General features: G+C 68.3%; 15 protein-coding genes. 12 read left to right on the top strand and 3 right to left on the bottom strand.

What is annotated here, in order from left to right; all coding sequences use genetic code 11:
- Positions 1-18: 18 nt before the first annotated feature.
- The gene (locus AC1Q7H_RS31800; RefSeq protein ID WP_211979717.1) at positions 19-2388 is read right to left on the bottom strand and encodes a mechanosensitive ion channel family protein; all 2370 of its coding nucleotides are present in this window, start codon (positions 2386-2388) and stop codon (positions 19-21) included.
- Between the two features lie 264 nt (positions 2389-2652).
- On the opposite strand from AC1Q7H_RS31800, the gene AC1Q7H_RS31795 reads away from it, so the two are divergent.
- Together AC1Q7H_RS31795 and AC1Q7H_RS31790 are read left to right on the top strand one after the other, a co-directional pair.
- Complete coding sequence (locus AC1Q7H_RS31795) at positions 2653-3435, top strand: SDR family NAD(P)-dependent oxidoreductase (protein WP_013952356.1); 783 nt, start codon at positions 2653-2655, stop codon at positions 3433-3435.
- Positions 3436-3510: 75 nt separating this feature from the next.
- Entirely contained in the window at positions 3511-5094 is a 1584-nt protein-coding gene (locus AC1Q7H_RS31790; RefSeq protein ID WP_153955483.1) for a fatty acid--CoA ligase, read from the top strand.
- A gap of 85 nt (positions 5095-5179) precedes the next feature.
- Here the strand turns inward: AC1Q7H_RS31790 and AC1Q7H_RS31785 are convergent, their stop codons facing one another.
- A complete protein-coding gene (locus tag AC1Q7H_RS31785) occupies positions 5180-6172 on the bottom strand; it encodes a Bug family tripartite tricarboxylate transporter substrate binding protein (protein ID WP_013952358.1) in 993 nt (330 codons plus the stop codon).
- Between the two features lie 112 nt (positions 6173-6284).
- Entirely contained in the window at positions 6285-7379 is a 1095-nt protein-coding gene (locus AC1Q7H_RS31780) for a porin (protein WP_153955484.1), read from the bottom strand.
- 313 nt (positions 7380-7692) lie between these two features.
- Here AC1Q7H_RS31780 and AC1Q7H_RS31775 point away from each other — a divergent pair, with 313 nt between their 5' ends.
- From AC1Q7H_RS31775 to AC1Q7H_RS31730, 10 genes are all read left to right on the top strand, one after another.
- Positions 7693-8577 (top strand): alpha/beta fold hydrolase, encoded by an 885-nt coding sequence (locus AC1Q7H_RS31775; RefSeq protein WP_013952360.1) that lies wholly within the window; start codon positions 7693-7695, stop codon positions 8575-8577.
- Between the two features lie 251 nt (positions 8578-8828).
- Positions 8829-9134, top strand: a complete 306-nt coding sequence (locus AC1Q7H_RS31770; RefSeq protein ID WP_371827369.1) for a recombinase-like helix-turn-helix domain-containing protein — start codon at positions 8829-8831, stop codon at positions 9132-9134.
- A 40-nt stretch (positions 9135-9174) separates the two neighbouring features.
- Positions 9175-10236: an aromatic ring-hydroxylating dioxygenase subunit alpha gene (locus AC1Q7H_RS31765; RefSeq protein WP_013952362.1), complete on the top strand. Its 1062-nt coding sequence runs from the start codon at positions 9175-9177 to the stop codon at positions 10234-10236.
- Complete coding sequence (locus tag AC1Q7H_RS31760) at positions 10229-11002, top strand: SDR family oxidoreductase (RefSeq protein ID WP_013952363.1); 774 nt, start codon at positions 10229-10231, stop codon at positions 11000-11002. The genes AC1Q7H_RS31765 and AC1Q7H_RS31760 overlap by 8 nt, the downstream gene beginning before the upstream one ends.
- A gap of 34 nt (positions 11003-11036) precedes the next feature.
- Positions 11037-11573 carry a cupin domain-containing protein gene (locus AC1Q7H_RS31755; RefSeq protein ID WP_013952364.1) on the top strand — a complete coding sequence of 179 codons (537 nt, stop codon included), beginning with the start codon at positions 11037-11039 and terminating at the stop codon, positions 11571-11573.
- Positions 11574-11611: 38 nt separating this feature from the next.
- Positions 11612-12466 (top strand): IclR family transcriptional regulator, encoded by an 855-nt coding sequence (locus AC1Q7H_RS31750; protein WP_041228809.1) that lies wholly within the window; start codon positions 11612-11614, stop codon positions 12464-12466.
- A gap of 5 nt (positions 12467-12471) precedes the next feature.
- Positions 12472-13275: an SDR family oxidoreductase gene (locus AC1Q7H_RS31745; RefSeq protein ID WP_013952366.1), complete on the top strand. Its 804-nt coding sequence runs from the start codon at positions 12472-12474 to the stop codon at positions 13273-13275.
- Positions 13268-14983: a thiamine pyrophosphate-binding protein gene (locus AC1Q7H_RS31740; RefSeq protein ID WP_211979719.1), complete on the top strand. Its 1716-nt coding sequence runs from the start codon at positions 13268-13270 to the stop codon at positions 14981-14983. Before AC1Q7H_RS31745 ends, AC1Q7H_RS31740 begins: the two co-directional genes overlap by 8 nt.
- Before the next feature lie 12 nt (positions 14984-14995).
- Positions 14996-15796 (top strand): aspartate dehydrogenase, encoded by an 801-nt coding sequence (locus AC1Q7H_RS31735; protein ID WP_211979720.1) that lies wholly within the window; start codon positions 14996-14998, stop codon positions 15794-15796.
- Between the two features lie 40 nt (positions 15797-15836).
- Entirely contained in the window at positions 15837-17315 is a 1479-nt protein-coding gene (locus AC1Q7H_RS31730) for an aldehyde dehydrogenase (protein ID WP_211979721.1), read from the top strand.
- The last annotated feature ends 20 nt before the right edge of the window (positions 17316-17335 follow it).

The raw sequence follows: 17335 nt of genomic DNA, 5'->3' as shown, positions 1-17335 counted from the left end.
CCCGCGCCAACCGCATTGCTACTGTCCCTGAATCGTCGGATCAGCCGCCCGCTGGGTCGCTTTTTCGTTGGCGCTTTCCGGATCCAGTAGTTGCGCTGCGCCGCCACCCACCTGAATCGTCAGGCTCGGCGATGCCATGCGGATGCCGCTGGCGTCGAAATTGCGCTTGAGCCGCACATTGAAGGCGCGCGTGATCTCGGCCTGCATCAGCGGCCGGGTCTTGAACTGTGCCATCACCACCGGCCCGTTGGGGTCGAAACGGTCCAGCCCCAGGATGTCCAGCCCAGACATCAGGTTGCGCGCGTAGCGATGGTCGCGCGCCAGTTCGGCGCCGGTGGTGCGGATCAGCTCCAGCGCCTGGTCCAGGTCGCTCTGGTAGGTGATGCCGATGTTGAACACCGCGTAGGCATAGCCGCGCGACAGGTTCTTGACTGCCTTGATCTGGCTGTACGGCAGCGTGTGCAGCGCGCCGCGGCCGTCGCGCAGCCTGACCGTGCGGATGGTCATGGCTTCGACCACGCCGGCGTGGTCCGGCAGTTCGATCGAGTCGCCGATGGCGATGGAGTCCTCGACCACGATGAACAGCCCCGTGATCAGATCCTGCACCAGGCTTTGCGCGCCGAAGCCGATGGCCAGGCCGACCACGCCCGCGCCGGCCAGCAGCGGCGTCACATTGACGCCCAGGTTGGCCAGCACCGCGATCACCGTGATCACCAGCAGGCCGATGAGCGAGGCGTTGCGCACCAGCGGCAGGATGGTCTTGACCCGCAGGCTGGGCTGCGCGCCGCGCCCGTGCGCCGGCGACAGTGATTGCATGATGGCGGTGTCGATCAGCAGCCAGACCAGCCAGGCCAGCAGCACGGTGCTGGTGACGCTGAAGACCGTCTCGGTGAGATGGCGGCCCGCGGCGGACGACTCGGCCAGGCGCACCAGCGACGTGCCCCAGATGCGCATCACCATCTCAATGAAGACCGCCCAGATCAGCACGCGCACCAGTGCCAGCGCAAAGCGCCCGAAGCGCTGCAGGTAGGCCGAGCGGCGGCGGTCGCGGATGCGCGGCGGCCGCGCGGTGGCCTTGGGCGAGTGCCCCGCCACCATCGTCAGCAGCAGCCCGGCGAGGAACAGTGCCACCGATGCCACCGTGCGGCGCAGGAACACATCCGCATGGCCGGTGGCCAGGATGGTGCCGACCACCGATGCCACTACCACCGCCAGCACCGGCAGGTGCCAGGCCTGCCCGGCCAGCCGCAGCAGGTCGGTCGCGGCCGGGTGGGCCTGGCGGAAGGCCAGCGGCCGCTGGCTGATCAGCTGGCCGATCTGCCGGCGGAAACACAGCGCGAACGCGCCGATGCCCAGGGCTGCGGCGATATTGGCCACGGTGGCCACCAGCGCGCACAGGTTGGTGCCGAGCACGGCGATCACGCGGCTGTCGGTGGCGCCGTCGCCCAGCGCCGCCAGCGCCCCCGTGCAGATCAGCAGCCACGGTGAGCGCGCCAGCAGCTGCCGCACCGCCAGCTGCCGGTGCGCGCTGCGGAACAGCGTGAAGATGACCTGGCACACCGCTGCCGCGATCGCTCCCGCCACGATTGCATACGCTACCAGCACGGCGGCGACGCTGGCCGGCGATTGGGCAAATACGCGTTGGGCCAGCAGCGAGGTCAGCCCGAATGCCACCACCCAGGGCCCGATATGGCGCAGCATGAAGACGCCGACGTCGACCCACGATGGCAGTTCGGGCAGCTTGCCGCGCTCGGCGCGCGTGGGTTTGCGCGCGCGCCGGCGCCGGATGCGGTGGCCGATCTCCCACAAGACCCCGCCGCTCACTGCCCAGGCTGCCAGCACCAGCGCGAATTCACGCAGCGAGGCCAGCGTCGTGCGGGCGCCGTTGTGGGTGAGCGCGGCGTGCCATTCCTCGCCCGCGAAGCGCGTGCGCCAGCGCCAGAACTGCCACGGGCCGCGATCCTTGCGCAGATGGGTATCGACTTCGTCCAGCACTTCAGCGACGGCACCGATCAGGCCGGGCGCGGAGGCACCGGCCGGGGCTGCCGCGGCGGAGGCGGGCGCGGCCCCGGAGTCACCCAGCCCCTGGCGCATGGTTTGCAGCTGGCCCACCAGGGCGCGCCGCTCGCCGTCGTTCTGCAGCGTGGCGATCACCTGGTCCAGCGACTGCGCCAGCGGCACGCTGGCGGCGGGTGCGCTGGCCGGCGCCGCGGGCTTATCCGCCTTGCCCAGCAGTGCGGCGAGGGAGCCGGCCGGGGCGGCGTGCGCCGGAATGGCGCACAGCAGCGTCAACAGCGCGGCCAGCACGGCGAACGCACGCAGCACCGGCCGCAGTGCGGCATGCCAGCGGGGCGCAGGGGTGGGGGCGTGGTGTTCGGGTTTGTGCATGGTTCGTAGTCGGTTGCCGGTGCCGGGCGGCGCCGGAATGGCCGTCGATCGCGTCACTGTAGCGCATTGGTCGCGCCGGGTGCCGGAGCGCGCCGCAGGCACGCGCCATCCTCATTCGTCGCTTCGGACGATGCGTTGCAACGGCCGATCCACGAATCTCGACCCCACTCCGGTACAGGCGATTTTTGCGCCTGCCGGCTTCATCAAACCGCGGGGCCGCGCTGGATCCGGCCGGGCCAGGAACAAGAGACAAGGGAAGACGATATGGAACTCAATGCATCGGTATCGGCAGTGGTGACGGGTGGCGCTTCGGGCCTGGGCGCGGCGACGGCACGTGCGCTGGCAGCGCAGGGCGTGCGCGTGGCATTGTTCGACCTCAACGTGGAGAAGGGCGAAGCGCTGGCGCGTGAACTGGGCGGCGTGTTCTGCCAGGTCAACGTCACCTCGGAGGCCGAGGTCGAGGCCGGCTTTGCCAAGGCGCGCGCCGCCATCGGCCAGGAACGCATCCTGGTCAACTGCGCCGGCACCGGCAACGCCATCAAGACCGCCTCGCGTTCCAAGGAAGCGCCGGACCAGATCAAGCATTTCCCGACCGATGCCTTCGAGCGCATCATCCAGATCAACCTGATCGGCACCTTCCGCTGCATCGCACGCTCGGCCGCGGGCATGCTGACGCTGGACAGCGCCGGCGGCGAGCGTGGCGTGATCGTCAATACCGCGTCGGTGGCGGCGCAGGACGGCCAGATGGGCCAGGCCGCATACTCGGCATCGAAGGCCGGCGTGGTCGGCATGACGCTGCCGATCGCGCGAGACCTGGCGGGTGAAGGCATCCGCGTCAACACCATCTTGCCGGGCATCTTCAATACGCCGCTGCTGCAGGGTGCGGCAGAGAACGTCAAGGCCGCGCTGGCCGCTTCGGTGCCGTTCCCCAAGCGCTTGGGGCAGCCGGAAGAGTTTGCCTCGCTGGCCGTCGAGATGTGCCGCAACGGCTATTTCAACGGCGAGTCGGTGCGCCTGGACGGCGCCATCCGCATGGCGCCGCGCTGAGCGTAGCGCCAGCACATCGTCGTGTCCGGGCCCGCGCACCGCTGGTCCGGACACTATCAGAATCAGGAGGCGCGGATGGACTTCAGCTATCTGACGACACTGCCCCACGCGGTACGCCACTTCGCGCGCCTGCGGCCCGAGGCGGTGGCGTATGCGTTCGAAGGCCGGCAGACCACCTATGCCGGGTTCGAGCGGAACACCAATCGCGTGGCACAGGCCCTGCTGGCTGAAGGCGCCGGGGTCGGCGAGCGCATCGGCTATATCGGCAAGAACAGCGACCACTATTTCGAGCTGCTGCTTGGCGCGTCCAAGATCGGCGCGGTGATGACGCCGGCCAGCTGGCGCCTGGCGCCGCCCGAGGTGGAGTTCATCCTCGGCCATTGCGATGCCGTGGTGCTCTTCGTCGGGGCGGAATCGGCGGCAATGGTCCGGAACCTGCTGCCCGCGCTGCCGATGGTGCGCAAGGTGGTGGTGATGGAGCCGTGCGCCGAGCAAGGCGACTGGCAGTGCTACACCGGCTGGCGCGACGCGCAGCCGGATACGCCGCCCGCGCACCAGCCCGCCGCGCATGACGTGCTGCTGCAGCTGTACACATCCGGCACCACCGGCCGGCCCAAGGGCGCGATGCTCACGCACCGCAACCTGACCATCGGCACCGAAGTCAGCGAGCGCGAGAACGTGCGCTGGTCGCACTGGGTCGCCGACGATGTTTCGCTGGTGGCGATGCCGGTGGCGCATATCGGCGGCTCCGGCTGGGGCCTGCGCAACCTGCTGTCCGGTGCCAAGGGCGTGGTCGCGCGCGAGTTCGATCCGCGCGCGGTGCTCGACTTTATCGAGAAGGAACGCATCAGCAAGCTGTTCCTGGTGCCGGCCGCGATGCAGATCGTGCTGCGCGACCCGCGCGCGCGCCAGGTGGACTACTCGCGCCTGAAGTACCTGCTGTACGGCGCCGCGCCGATTCCGGCGGCGCTGCTGCGCGAGGGCATCGAGGTGTTCGGCTGCGGCTTCGTGCAGCAGTACGGCATGACCGAGACCACCGGCACCATCGTGGCGCTGCCGCCCGAGGACCACACCACCGAGGAAGTGCCGCGCATGCGTGCCGCGGGCAAGCCGCTGCCTGGCGTGGAGATCAAGGTGGTCGACTATGAAGGCCGCCAGCTCGCGCCCGGCGAGGTCGGCGAACTCGTGGTGCGCTCGCAGCACAACATGGCCGGCTACTGGAAGCAGCCCGAAGAGACCGCGCGCACCATCGACGCCGAAGGCTGGCTGCGCACCGGCGACGCGGGCTACATGGATGCCGACGGCTACCTGTACATCCATGACCGCGTCAAGGACATGATCATCAGCGGCGGCGAGAACGTCTATCCGGCCGAGGTTGAAAGCGCGATCTACGGCCACCCGCAAGTGGCGGACGTGGCGGTGATCGGCGTGCCCGACGAGAAGTGGGGCGAGGCGGTCAAGGCCATCGTCGTGCTCAAGCCCGGGCAGGCGCCGGACCAGGCCGGCATCATCGCGTGGACGCGCCAGCGGCTGGCGGGCTTCAAGGTGCCCAAGAGCATCGAGTTTGTCGAAGCGCTGCCGCGCAACCCATCGGGCAAACTGCTGCGGCGCAAGCTGCGCGAGCCGTTCTGGGAAGGGATGAACCGGCGGGTGAACTGACGCTGGCAAGCAGCAAGCCAAAGCACCAAAGCAAAACCCGCCGTGACTGGCGGGTTTTGTTTTGCCTGCCGGCATTGCTCCGGCCTCAGTCGGCCTGGATGCCGAACTCCTTGACCACCTTGGTATAGCGGGCCGTGTCGGCTGCGATCAGCTTTGACAGCACCGCGGGCTCGCCGCCCGAAGGCGTGACCGCGATGGTGGCCATGCGCGCCACCACGTCGGGCATCTTCAGGATCTCGTTGACGTGCGTGTTGAGCGTGCGCACCAGGTCGGCCGGCATGCCCTTGGGCCCGAGCAGGGCCTGCCAGGCGCCGATTTCCACGTCCTTGTAGCCCAGCTCGGCCAGCGTCGGCACGTTGGGCGCGAACGGCGAGCGCTTCTGGTCCGCCACCGCCAGCGGCACCAGGCTGCCGTTGCCGACGTACTGCGAGATCGCGCCGTAGGTGATGTAGGTCACCGGCACCTGCCCGCCGATCACGTCGACGATGGCGGGCGCCAGGCCGCGGTAGGGCACCTGGCTGATCTTGATGCCGGCGGACTTGTTGAACAGTTCGCCCATGATGTGCATCGGCGAGCCATTGCCGGGCGTGGCATAGGTTTCCACCTTGCCGGCCTTGGCGCGTGCCACCAGGTCGCTGACCTTGGTGATGCCGGTGCCCTTGTTGACGACCACGAACAGCGACTGCGTGCCGATCTGGCTGATGGGCGTGAAATCGTGCTGCACGTCATAGCTGGCGCCGGCGCCGGCCTTGAGCACCAGCGGCGCGATGGCGACGGTGTTGGGGGCCAGCAGCAGAGTGTAGCCGTCCGGGTTGGCGCGCGCCACGTAGGCGCTGCCGATGGTGCCGGCGGCGCCGGTGCGGTTTTCCACCACCACCGACTGCTTCAGGCGCGGGGCGAGCTTTTCGGCGAACATGCGCGCCAGCACGTCGACGTCGCCGCCGGCCGGGTAGGCCACAACGATGGTGATGGGCTTGTTCGGGTACGCACCCTGGGCCAGGGCGGTGCCGCCGGTGGCAGCGACCAGGGCGGTCGCGGCGGCCAGCGTGGCGAGTACTTTGCGGCGTACGGACTTCATGATGTTCAGACCTCTGTAAGACGCGGCGCCCGGACGGGCCGGGGCCGATGGCTGTGTTGGCGTCCGGCGCGTTGCATGCGCCGGACGGTACCGCCGGGGGGCGCGGAGGAAATCAGAAAACGTGCTTGATGCCGATCATCGAGCCCCACTGGTTCTCGCCCGGGCGCGGGTTCGAGCCAGGCGAGCCGCCGCTGACTGACATGGCCAGCTGGCCGCCGTTGTTGATAAAGCCGGCGGTGGCGTACACCGAGGTGCGCTTGCTGAAGCTGTACATCGCGCGCAGCGTATAGAGCATGGCCTGGTTGTCGCTGCCGTGGTAGTTCAGGAAGTAGACCTGGCCCGCCAGGTTGACCGCGGGGGTGATGTCGTAGGACGCGCCGGCGTAGTACAGGTCGCTGATCGGCGTGCGGCTGCCCTCGTTGTCGCGGCGGATCCAGCCGGCGCCGATCTTGGCGCGCTGGAACAGCATGTAGCCGCCCAGCGACAGGCGGTCGTCGGTCAGGTTGCTGTTGGTCAGGCCACCGAAGGCGCCCGGGCCGCCGCGCTGCGAGTCATACGCGGCGGTGACGCCCCAGGTCTTGTTGTCGTAGCCGAGCATGGCCGACCACTCGCGGCACGCCTTCTTGTCGGCGGCGTTCTCGCCGGCGCAGTTGGTGCCCGAGGGGCTGGGGCCGGCGTTGACCGCGTCGCGCCCGAAGCTGTAGGTGGCGCCCACCACGAAGCCGTTGAAGTTGGCCTTGTACGACACCGCGTTGTCGGCGCGCGTATTGGGCAGGTAGCTGTCGAGCGAGCCCGAGCCGTACACGTTGGGCCCCAGGACGTCGCTGTCGAGCGTGGCCCAGAACAGCATGGTGTACTGCCGGCCGAACGACAGCGTCCCGTACTGGTTGGTCAGCCCGACCAGAGCCTGGCGCCCGAACAGGCGGCCGCCCTGATTGGAGGTGCCCGAATCCGGCGAGAAGCCCGACTCCAGCACGAAGATGCTCTTCAGGCCGCCGCCCAGGTCTTCGGTGCCGCGGATGCCCCAGCGCGAGGGCACGGTCGCGGTCAGGTTGGGCATGCGCACCAGGCCGTTGCCGTTGGCGCCGACATTGCTCACATACTCGACGCCCGTGTCGATGACCCCGTACAGGGTGACCGAAGATTGTGCCGAGGCCAGCAGGGGGAAAGCCGCGGCCAGGCCTGCGGCAATTCGTGCAAGTTTCATCTACCAGTTTCCTTCCGTTTTCCGTTTTGTCGTCTTGTTGTCCGCTGCCACTACGGATGGCGGCCGCGAATGCTGTTTCGGTCTCTTTTGTGTTTTATATATGAAACATCAAACAACATAAGAAACGTTAGGCAAAATATAGCCGTGAGTTTCCACAAGATGTGAGGAGGGTTATCCCTAGTGAGGCGGCGCCACGACGGCTAACGCCGGCTCTGCGCACAGGTTTTCGCTCTCCCTATCGTTAACCCTCATCCCGGTTGGACCCCGACACGCCTATGCTTCAAAAGTTTATTCTCAAACCTAAGTTTTATATATGGAACAAAATCAGCCTCGCAAGCCAACTGAGCCAGACCGGCAGTTGCTGGAAGCCCTCGACAGCGGGTTTGCCCAGCGCGTGGTGCAGGTGGGCGCGGGCGGCGAGCGCGTGGCCTACCGCTGCGGCGGGGGCACTGGCCCGGCGGTCGTGCTGCTGCACGGCATCAGTTCCGGCGCGGCGTCGTGGCTGCCGTGCGCGAGCCTGCTGGCCGCGCACGCGCGGGTGATCGCCTGGGATGCGCCGGGCTATGGCGATTCGTCGCCGCTGGCGCAGGCGCGGCCATTGGCATCTGACTACGCGCAGCGGCTGGACGGACTGCTGCAGGCCCTGGGCGTGCAGCCGGCGCTGATCGTCGGGCATTCGCTGGGCGCGCTGATGGCGGCGGCCTATGTCGCCAACGCGCGCCAGCTGCCCGCGCGCCTGCTGTTGCTCAGCGTGGCGCAAGGCTACGGCGGCGCGGGAAGGGAAGCCCAGGCAAGGGAGGTTGCGCGCCAGCGGCTGGAGGCGCTGGAATCCCTGGGCGTCGATGGCCTGGCGCAACGCGGGCCGGCCCGGCTGCTGAGCGAAGAGGCCGACCCCGGCGCACAGGCATGGGTGCGCTGGAACATGCAACGGCTGAACCCGGACGGCTACCGGCAGGCGGTGGCGATGCTGTGCGGCGACGACATCCACGCCTACCTGGCGCAGCGCCCCGATGCCTTGCCCACGCAGATTGCCTGCGGCAGCCATGACGTGGTCACCACGCCGCCCGCCTGCGGCACGCTGGCCGAACGCTTCGGTCTGCCGTTCTCGCTGATCCCCGATGCCGGCCACGCCTGCTATATCGACCAGGCCGCCGCCACCGCGCGGCTGATCCGCTCGGTGCTGGACGACATCACCTGAAGCCACCGCGGCGGCGCCTGCCGCCGCATCCCACGTGGTGGCGCGCACCTTGCGCCACCCCTTCCAGATTTCGTAGTGCCGATCGCGGGTTAACCCCAGTCAATTTTTGTGGCCGCGTTGTCTATAGTCGTACCTGTGTTCAATATCTAAACCAGTGTTTCATTAGTAAAACGTAGCCAGGCGATCGCAAGACCGGTCGACGCGGCACGCGGAACACGGTCCCCCCGCTGCAAGACATGGAGCAAAGCGCAATGGAAAGCCTCACGTACAACCCGAACCTGGTGCCCTGGGAGCGTCCGGCGCCGAACAACGTGGCAGGCAAGGGCCATATCGAGCAACCCGGCAAGGTCGCCAACATCGTCTGGCAGACCCGCGCCGCCGCACCGACCGCCTATGAGAACGCGCTGGGCGATGCCCTCGAAGCCGCGTTCGAAGGCGGCGCGCAGAACCCGCAGGACATCGTGCGCGCCTTCAACGACGCCGGTTTCCTGGGCGTGGACGGCCAGCCCTGGACCGAAGAGCGCTTCCTGTCCGAAATGCGCCGGCTGGGTGCCTGAGCCCGCCCCAGTCCAAGTCCAGCCTCGAAGCGAGAAAACCATGGAATCGAACAAGCAAGCCCGCACCGAAGCCCGCCTGAACACCGGCCTGCGCAACTACTGGTACCCGGTCGCCGCCTCGTGGGCGGTGTCCCATGCCCCGATCGGCATCACCCGCCTGAGCCAGAACATCGTGCTGTGGCGCGACGGCGAAGGCCAGGTCCACGCCCTGGAAGACCGCTGCCCGCACCGAGGCGCGCGCCTGTCGATGGGCTGGAACCTGGGCGACCGCGTTGCCTGCTGGTACCACGGCGTCGAGGTCGGCGGCGACGGTCAGGTCAAGAGCGTGCCGGCGGTGGAAAGCTGCCCGCTGGAAGGCCGCACCTGCGTGCGCAGCTACCCGGTGCAGGAAAAGGCCGGCGCCATCTTCCTGTGGTTCGGCGACCAGGCCCCGCAAGGCGAGGGCAGCCCCGACGAACTGCGCCTGCCGGAAGAACTGGTCAGCGAAGAACACAGCAACTTCCTGTGCGTGGCGCACTGGGACTGCAACTACCGCTACGCCATCGACAACGTGATGGACCCGATGCACGGTGCCTACCTGCATGCGGTGTCGCACTCGATGGCCAGCGGCGAGAAGTCCGCCGTGATGCAGGTGCGCGAGACCGAGCATGGCCTGGTGTTCGAGAAGACCGGCCAGCGCGGCGTCAATTTCGACTGGGTGGAATTTGGCGAGACCGGCACGCTGTGGCTGCGCCTGGCGATTCCGTACCGCGCCAGTGTCGGCCCGGGCGGCCCGTTCGGCATCGTCGGCATGGCCACGCCGGTGGATGAAGACCACTGCATGGTGTTCTTCTGGCGTACCCGCCACGTGCAGGCCTGGGAGCGCGACGTGTGGCGCTTCCTGTATCGCAACCGCCTGGAGCAGCTGCACTGGGACGTGCTGGAGCAGGACCGCGTGGTGCTGGAAATGATGGCCCCGAACGCGCGCGACCACGAGATGCTGTACCAGCACGACGCCGGCATCACCCGCGTGCGCCGCCTGCTCAAGCGCCGCGCCGAGCAGGAAGTGGCCGACGAGCCCGTCGCCATGCTGCAACCCGCCGGAGCCGCCAGCCATGCCTGAGGCAAACACCAACAACACCTTGCTGGCCGGGCGCAAGGTGCTGGTCACAGGCGCCGCGCGCGGACTGGGCCTGGCCTTCGTCAAGGCGCTGGCCGAAGCCGGCGCCACCGTGGCCATGGCCGACATCCTGGCCGAGCGCCTGCAGCAGGAAGCCGACGCCCTGCGCGCCCGCGGCCTGAAGGTGGTGCCGGTCACGCTGGACCTGTCCGATCCGGCCTCGGTGCAGGCTTGCGCCGAGGCCGCGGTCAAGGCGCTGGGCGGGCTCGACGGCCTGGTCAACAACGCCGCGGTAACGGATTCCGGCGGCCGTGACGCCGCCACCATCGACATCGCCACCTGGGACCGCGTGATGAACGTCAACGTGCGCGGCACCTGGCTGATGACCACCGCCTGCCTGCCGGCGCTGCGCGCCAGCGGCCGCGGCGCCATCGTCAACCTGGCTTCGGACACGCCGCTGTGGGGCGCGCCCAACCTGCTGGCCTACGTGGCGAGCAAGAGCGCCATCATCGGCATGACCCGGTCGCTGGCGCGTGAACTGGGCAAGGACCAGATCACGGTGAACGCCGTGGCCCCGGGCCTGACGCTGGTGGAAGCCACCGAATACGTGCCGCAGCACCGGCACGACCTGTACCGCGAGCAGCGCGCGATCACGCGCGAGCAACTGCCCGACGATGTTTGCGGCGCGGTGCTGTTTGCACTGTCCGACCTCGCCCGTTTCGTGACCGGCCAGACGCTGGCGGTCAACGGCGGCTTTGTCATGCATTGAACCAACCGATCCACTGAAAACAGAAGGAATCCAAATGAGCGATCTTTCTCAACCACAAAACATCAAGCGTTCCTGGGACCAGCCGGAGGACGCCTCGTTCGACCAGTGGATGGAAAGCCGCGTGGCGCGCTTCTCCACGCGCAAGTACGACTGGGACGCGCTGAAGTTCCAGGCCGACTACGACCCCAAGTACCGCCGCGCGCAGATGCGCTACCTGGGCACCGGCGGCACCGGCGTGGCCGCCGACACCAACACCGTGCCGAGCGAGCATTTCACCTTCTCCACGATGATCATCCCGGCCGGCCATGAAGGCCCGTCGCATATCCACACCGATGTGGAAGAGGTGTTCTTTATCCTGCGCGGCAAGGTCAAGCTGATCCTGGAAAAGGACGGCGAGCGCTTCGAGACCATCCTGACCGACCGTGACCTAGTCTCGGTGCCCCCTGGCGTCTACCGGGAGGAAATCAACATCGGCGAGGAAGACGCGCTGATGTGCGTGATGCTGGGTGCCAAGAAGCCGATCACGCCGACCTACCCGCCCGAGCATCCGCTGACGAAGATCAAGCGCTGATGCCGGCGAACGTCCGTCAGCACGCATCCACCGAAGCCATGAGCAGCAACCCCATTCCGGCCACGCCCGCCGCCAACGAGACCCCGGACAAGTACATCGTTCCGGGCCTGGAGCGCGGCCTGCGCCTGCTGAGCGAGTTCAGCAGCAAGGACCGCACCATGTCGGCAGCGGAACTGGCGCGCCGTCTGAAGGTGCCGCGCTCGACCGTGTTCCGCCTGCTGGCCACGCTGGAAATGCTGGGCTTTGTGGAACGCGCCGATGGCGGCCGGGATTTCCGGCTGGGCATGGCCGTGCTGCGCCTGGGGTTTGAATACCTGGCGTCGCTGGAGCTGACCGAGCTGGGCCGCCCGCTGCTGGAGCGGCTGCGCGACGAGATCGGCTACCCCAGCAACCTGGTGGTGCGCGACGGGCGTTCGATCGTCTACGTGGCCAAGGCGGTGTCGCCGCGGCCGTTTGCCAGCTCGGTCAACGTCGGCACGCGCCTGCCCGCGCATGCCACGGTGCTGGGGCGCGTGCTGCTGGAAGACCTGTCGCTGGCGGAGCTGCGCACGCTGTACCCGGAAACGCACCTTGCGGTGTTCTCCGAGAGCACGCCGCGCACGGTCGACGAGCTGCACGAGATCGTCCAGCGCGACCGCGAGCGAGGCTACGTGTTGCAGGAAGGCTTCTTCGAAGCCAGCATTTCGACCATTGCCGCGCCGGTGCGCGACCGCACCGGCAAGGTGGTGGCGGCGCTGGGCGCAACCATCCCCGCCGCGCATATCGATCCGGCGCAGCTGGATGCGATGGTGGAGAAGGTCAGGGATACCGCGGGCGAGCTGTCGCGCCTGCTCGACTACCGCCCGTCGCTGCACAGCAGCGGCGCCAAGGTGGTGAATCTGTATCGGGAGTGAGGACAATGTCCATGATTGAACTCGGCGGCAAGGTTGCCGTCGTTACCGGCGGGTCCTCCGGCATCGGGCTGGCGACCGTCGAGCTGCTGCTCGAAGCGGGTGCCGCCGTGGCCATGTGCGGCCGCGACGAGAGCCGCCTGCGCAGCGCCGAGGCGCAGTTGCGCGAGAAATTCCCCGGATGCCGGCTCTATGCCGCCACCTGCGACGTGCTCAAGCCTGAACAGGTCGCCGCCTTTGCCGCTGCCGTGCAGGCCACGCTGGGCAACGTCGACATGCTGGTCAACAATGCCGGCCAGGGTCGGGTGTCGACCTTCGCCAACACCGAAGACGCTGCCTGGATGGAAGAGCTGCAGCTCAAGTTCTTCTCCGTGATCCACCCGACGCGCGCCTTCCTGCCGCAACTGGAGAAGTCAGGCCAGGGCGCCATCGTCTGCGTCAACTCGCTGCTGGCGCAGCAGCCGGAGCCGCACATGGTGGCGACCTCCGCCGCGCGTGCCGGCGTGCTCAACCTGGTGCGCTCGATGGCCACCGAGTTTGCGCCCAAGGGCGTCCGGGTCAACGGCATCCTGATCGGGCTGGTCGAATCGGGCCAGTGGCGCCGCCGCTTCGAGGCGCGCCCCGAAGCAGACCGCCACCTGGACTGGGCCGCATGGACCGCGCGCCTGGCCCAGCAGAAACATATTCCCCTTGGCCGCCTGGGCCTGCCGGTCGAGGCAGCCCGCGCCATCCTGTTCCTTGCCTCGCCGTTGTCTTCGTACACCACGGGCAGCCATTTCGATATCTCCGGAGGACACTCCCGTCATGCCTAATCAACACCAGTACGAACAACAGCAGGTCACCGTCGGCTGCGCCATCACGGCGTTTCTCGAGCAGTGCGGCGTCAAGGCCGCCTTCGGCGTGATCTCGATCCACAATATGCCGATCCTCGATGCCATGGGCGAGCGCGGCAAGATCCGCTTCGTGCCGGCGCGCGGCGAAGCGGGCGGCACCAATATGGCCGACGCCTATGCCCGCACCACCGGCGGCCTGGGCGTATGCCTGACCAGCACCGGCACCGCCGCGGGCAACGCCGCCGGCGCCATGGTCGAAGCGCTGACCGCCGGCACGCCGATGCTGCACATCACCGGCCAGATCGAAACGCCGTACCTGGACCAGAGCCTCGCCTACATCCACGAAGCCCCGGACCAGCTCACCATGCTCAAGGCTGTGTCCAAGGCCGCCTTCCGCATCCGCAGTGCCGACACCGCCATCAGCACCATCAAGCTGGCCGTGCAGACCGCGCTGACGGCGCCGACCGGCCCGGTCAGCGTGGAGATCCCCATCGACATCCAGGCCGCGCTGATCGACATGCCGGCCGACCTGCAGCCGCTGCCGGTGCCGCAGCACGTGCCGTCGGCGCACGCGCTGGACGCGCTGGCCGAGCGCCTGGTCAAGGCCAAGCGCCCGCTGCTGTGGCTGGGCGGCGGTGCGCGCCACGCCAGCAAGCAGGTGCAGCGCCTGCTGGACCTGGGCTTCGGCGTGGTCACCAGCACGCAGGGCCGCGGCATTGTGCCGGAAGACGATCCCCACTCGCTGGGTGCCTTCAACCTGCACAAGCCGGTCGAAAACTTCTACCAGACCTGCGATGCGATGCTGGTGGTGGGTTCGCGCCTGCGCGGCAATGAAACCCTGAAGTACGAACTGAAGCTGCCGCGCCCGCTGCTGCGCATCGACGCCGACCCAGCCGCCGAAGGCCGCTGCTACCTGAGCGACTACTTTGTCAGCGGCGACGCCGCGCTGGCGCTGGACGCCCTGGCGGATCGGCTCGAAAAGCGCATGCAGATCGATCCGGCCTTCGCCGCCGACCTGCGCCGCGCGCACGACACCGCCGTCAACAGCCTGGTCGACGGCCTGGGCCCGTACTCGGCGCTGGTGCAGGCGCTGCAGGGCGCGGTCGGCCGCAGCTTCAACTGGGTGCGCGACGTGACCGTGTCGAACAGCACCTGGGGCAACCGCCATCTGCGCATCTTCGATTCGCGTGCCGGCGTGCATGCGCTGGGCGGCGGCATCGGCCAGGGCCTGGCGATGGGCATCGGCGCCGCGATCGGTGCTGCGGCGACCGCTTCGGGCAAGAAGACGTTCACGCTGGCCGGCGACGGCGGCTTCATCCTGAACCTGGGCGAACTGGCCACCGCGGTGCAGGAACGCGCCGACATGGTGATCGTGCTGATGAACGACAAGGGCTACGGCGTGATCAAGAACATCCAGGACGCGCAGTACGGCGGCCGCCGCCACTACGTGGACCTGCATACGCCGGACTACGCCACGCTGGCAAAGTCGCTGTCGCTGCGCCATGCCCGCGTGAGCAACCTGGCCGAGGTCGACGCCGCGCTGGAAGCGGCCACGGCCGAGTCCGGCCCGTTCCTGCTTGAAATCGACATGCTGTCGATCGGTTCCTTCAAGACCATCTTTGCCGGCCCCCCGGTGAACAAGGACAACGAAGAGCCGGCGCGCGAACAAACCACTGTCACCGCCTGAGGGAGACCAGAGATGCTGCATGTGTCCATGGTTGGCTGCGGCGCGATCGGCCGCGGCGTGATGGAATTGCTCAAGAGCGATCCTGACGTGGTGTTCGACATGGTGATCGTGCCGGAGCACACGATGGACGAGGCACGCGACGCGGTCTGCGCGCTGGCGCCGGGCGCCCGCGTGGCGACGCACCTGGACGACCAGCGTCCCGACCTGCTGGTCGAGTGTGCCGGCCACCATGCGCTGGAAGAGCACATCGTGCCGGCGCTGGAGCGCGGCATCCCGTGCATGGTGGTGTCGGTGGGCGCGCTGTCCGAGCCCGGCATGGCCGAGCGGCTGGAAGCGGCGGCGCGCCGCGGCGGCACGCAGGTGCAGCTGTTGTCGGGTGCGATCGGCGCGATCGATGCGCTGGCCGCGGCGCGTGTCGGCGGGCTGGATGAAGTGATCTACACCGGCCGCAAGCCGGCTCGCGCCTGGGCCGGCACGCCGGCCGAGCAGCTCTTCGACCTGAATGCGCTGACCGAGGCGACCGTGATCTTCGAAGGCACGGCACGCGACGCGGCGCGCCTGTATCCCAAGAACGCCAACGTGGCCGCCACTGTGTCGCTGGCAGGCCTGGGGCTGGACCGCACGTCGGTGAAGCTGCTGGCCGACCCGCATGCGGTGGAGAACGTGCATCACGTGGAGGCGCGAGGCGCTTTCGGCGGCTTCGAGCTGACCATGCGCGGCAAGCCGCTCGCGGCCAACCCCAAGACTTCCGCGCTGACGGTGTTCAGCGTGGTGCGCGCACTGGGCAACCGCGCGCACGCGGTATCGATCTAGTCCCGGCAGCCACGCCCTACAGACTTAGCAGGCAACGACAATGAAGACGCAAGAAGTACTCCCCATCTGCATCGCGGGCGAATGGCGCCTGGGGACCGGCGACCGCTATGGCACGCGCTACCCGGCTACCGGCGAAGTGGTGGCCGAACTCAACGCCGCCAGCCTGTCGGACGTGGAAGAAGCGGTGCAGGGCGCCCACCAGGCCTTCCTCACCAGCGGCTGGGCCCAGCGCAAGCTGCATGAGCGCGCCGCGGTCCTGTACCGCGTGGCCGAACTGATCCGCGCCCAGGGCGAGCAACTGGCCCAGCGCCAGCGCCTGGACAACGGCAAGCCGATCAGCGAGACGCGCGCCCTGGTGGCCAGTGCCGCCGGCACCTTCCAGTTCTTTGCCGCCGCCTGCGAGACGCTGGAAGAAACCATCACGCCGCAGCGCGGCGACTGCCTGACCATGAGCGTGTACGAGCCCATGGGCGTGGTCGCGGCGATCACGCCGTGGAACTCGCCGATCGCCAGCGAGGCGCAGAAGATGGCGCCGGCGCTGGCCGCGGGCAACGCCGTGGTGGTCAAGCCCGCTGAAGTCACCCCGCTGATGGCGCTGGAACTGGCGCGCATCTGCGAAGAGGCCGGCGTGCCCAAGGGCCTGGTCAGCGTGCTGCCGGGCAAGGGCTCGGTGATCGGCGACGCCATCACCAAGCATCCGCTGGTGCGGCGCGTGTCGTTCACCGGCGGCACCACCACCGGCAAGCACATCGCCCATATCGCCGCCGACAAGATGATGCCGGTGTCGCTGGAACTGGGCGGCAAGTCGCCGACCATGGTGTTCGACGATGCCGACCTGGACCATGCGGTCAACGGCGTGCTGTACGGAATCTTCAGCTCGTCGGGCGAGTCGTGCATCGCCGGCTCGCGCCTGTTCGTGGCACGCTCGCAGTACGAAGCCTTTATCGACCGCCTGGCCGCGGGCGCCGCGCACCTGCGCGTGGGCGACCCCGCCGATGAGCGCACCCAGATGGGCCCGCTGATCACCGACCGCCATCGCGACAGCATCGAGTCGTACGTCGCCGCCGGCGTGGAAGAGGGCGGCCAGCTGCGCACCGGCGGCCTGCGCCCCGACGTGGCCGGCCTGCCCAACGGCTATTTCTACACGCCGACCATCATCGAAGGGCTGGATAACAACGCCCGTATCTGCCAGGAAGAGATCTTCGGGCCGGTGCTGGTGGCGATCCCGTTCGACGACGAGGACGACCTGATCGCGCAGGCCAACGACAGCGTCTATGCGCTCGCCGCCGGCATCTGGACGCGTGACTACAAACGCGCCTGGCGCGTGGCACGGGCCGTGCAGGCGGGCAACGTGTGGATCAACACCTACAAGCAGTTCTCGATCGCGACGCCGTTCGGCGGCTGGCGCGACAGTGGCCTGGGCCGCGAGAAGGGACGGCTTGGCATCCTACAGTACATGGAGCAGAAGAGCGTGTACTGGGGCCTGAACGAACAACCGCTGCCGTGGGCCAACCACTGAACCCGGCAGGCTGGAGAGAA

The organism is Cupriavidus sp. GW823-FHT06D04 (assembly GCF_058795055.1).
Note: the sequence above shows the minus strand (reverse complement) of the source record. Positions and strands in the feature narration are given on the sequence as shown.

What these genes read in the sequence shown, in the direction of transcription:
- AC1Q7H_RS31790 (WP_153955483.1), top strand. Translation starts at nt 3,511, where the DNA reads ATGGACTTCAGCTATCTGACGACACTGCCCCACGCGGTACGCCACTTC.
- AC1Q7H_RS31770 (WP_371827369.1), top strand. Translation starts at nt 8,829, where the DNA reads ATGGAAAGCCTCACGTACAACCCGAACCTGGTGCCCTGGGAGCGTCCG.
- AC1Q7H_RS31800 (WP_211979717.1), bottom strand. Translation starts at nt 2,388, where the DNA reads ATGCACAAACCCGAACACCACGCCCCCACCCCTGCGCCCCGCTGGCAT.
- AC1Q7H_RS31750 (WP_041228809.1), top strand. Translation starts at nt 11,612, where the DNA reads ATGAGCAGCAACCCCATTCCGGCCACGCCCGCCGCCAACGAGACCCCG.
- AC1Q7H_RS31785 (WP_013952358.1), bottom strand. Translation starts at nt 6,172, where the DNA reads ATGAAGTCCGTACGCCGCAAAGTACTCGCCACGCTGGCCGCCGCGACC.
- AC1Q7H_RS31745 (WP_013952366.1), top strand. Translation starts at nt 12,472, where the DNA reads ATGTCCATGATTGAACTCGGCGGCAAGGTTGCCGTCGTTACCGGCGGG.
- AC1Q7H_RS31765 (WP_013952362.1), top strand. Translation starts at nt 9,175, where the DNA reads ATGGAATCGAACAAGCAAGCCCGCACCGAAGCCCGCCTGAACACCGGC.
- AC1Q7H_RS31795 (WP_013952356.1), top strand. Translation starts at nt 2,653, where the DNA reads ATGGAACTCAATGCATCGGTATCGGCAGTGGTGACGGGTGGCGCTTCG.
- AC1Q7H_RS31780 (WP_153955484.1), bottom strand. Translation starts at nt 7,379, where the DNA reads ATGAAACTTGCACGAATTGCCGCAGGCCTGGCCGCGGCTTTCCCCCTG.
- AC1Q7H_RS31735 (WP_211979720.1), top strand. Translation starts at nt 14,996, where the DNA reads ATGCTGCATGTGTCCATGGTTGGCTGCGGCGCGATCGGCCGCGGCGTG.
- AC1Q7H_RS31730 (WP_211979721.1), top strand. Translation starts at nt 15,837, where the DNA reads ATGAAGACGCAAGAAGTACTCCCCATCTGCATCGCGGGCGAATGGCGC.
- AC1Q7H_RS31740 (WP_211979719.1), top strand. Translation starts at nt 13,268, where the DNA reads ATGCCTAATCAACACCAGTACGAACAACAGCAGGTCACCGTCGGCTGC.
- AC1Q7H_RS31775 (WP_013952360.1), top strand. Translation starts at nt 7,693, where the DNA reads ATGGAACAAAATCAGCCTCGCAAGCCAACTGAGCCAGACCGGCAGTTG.
- AC1Q7H_RS31755 (WP_013952364.1), top strand. Translation starts at nt 11,037, where the DNA reads ATGAGCGATCTTTCTCAACCACAAAACATCAAGCGTTCCTGGGACCAG.
- AC1Q7H_RS31760 (WP_013952363.1), top strand. Translation starts at nt 10,229, where the DNA reads ATGCCTGAGGCAAACACCAACAACACCTTGCTGGCCGGGCGCAAGGTG.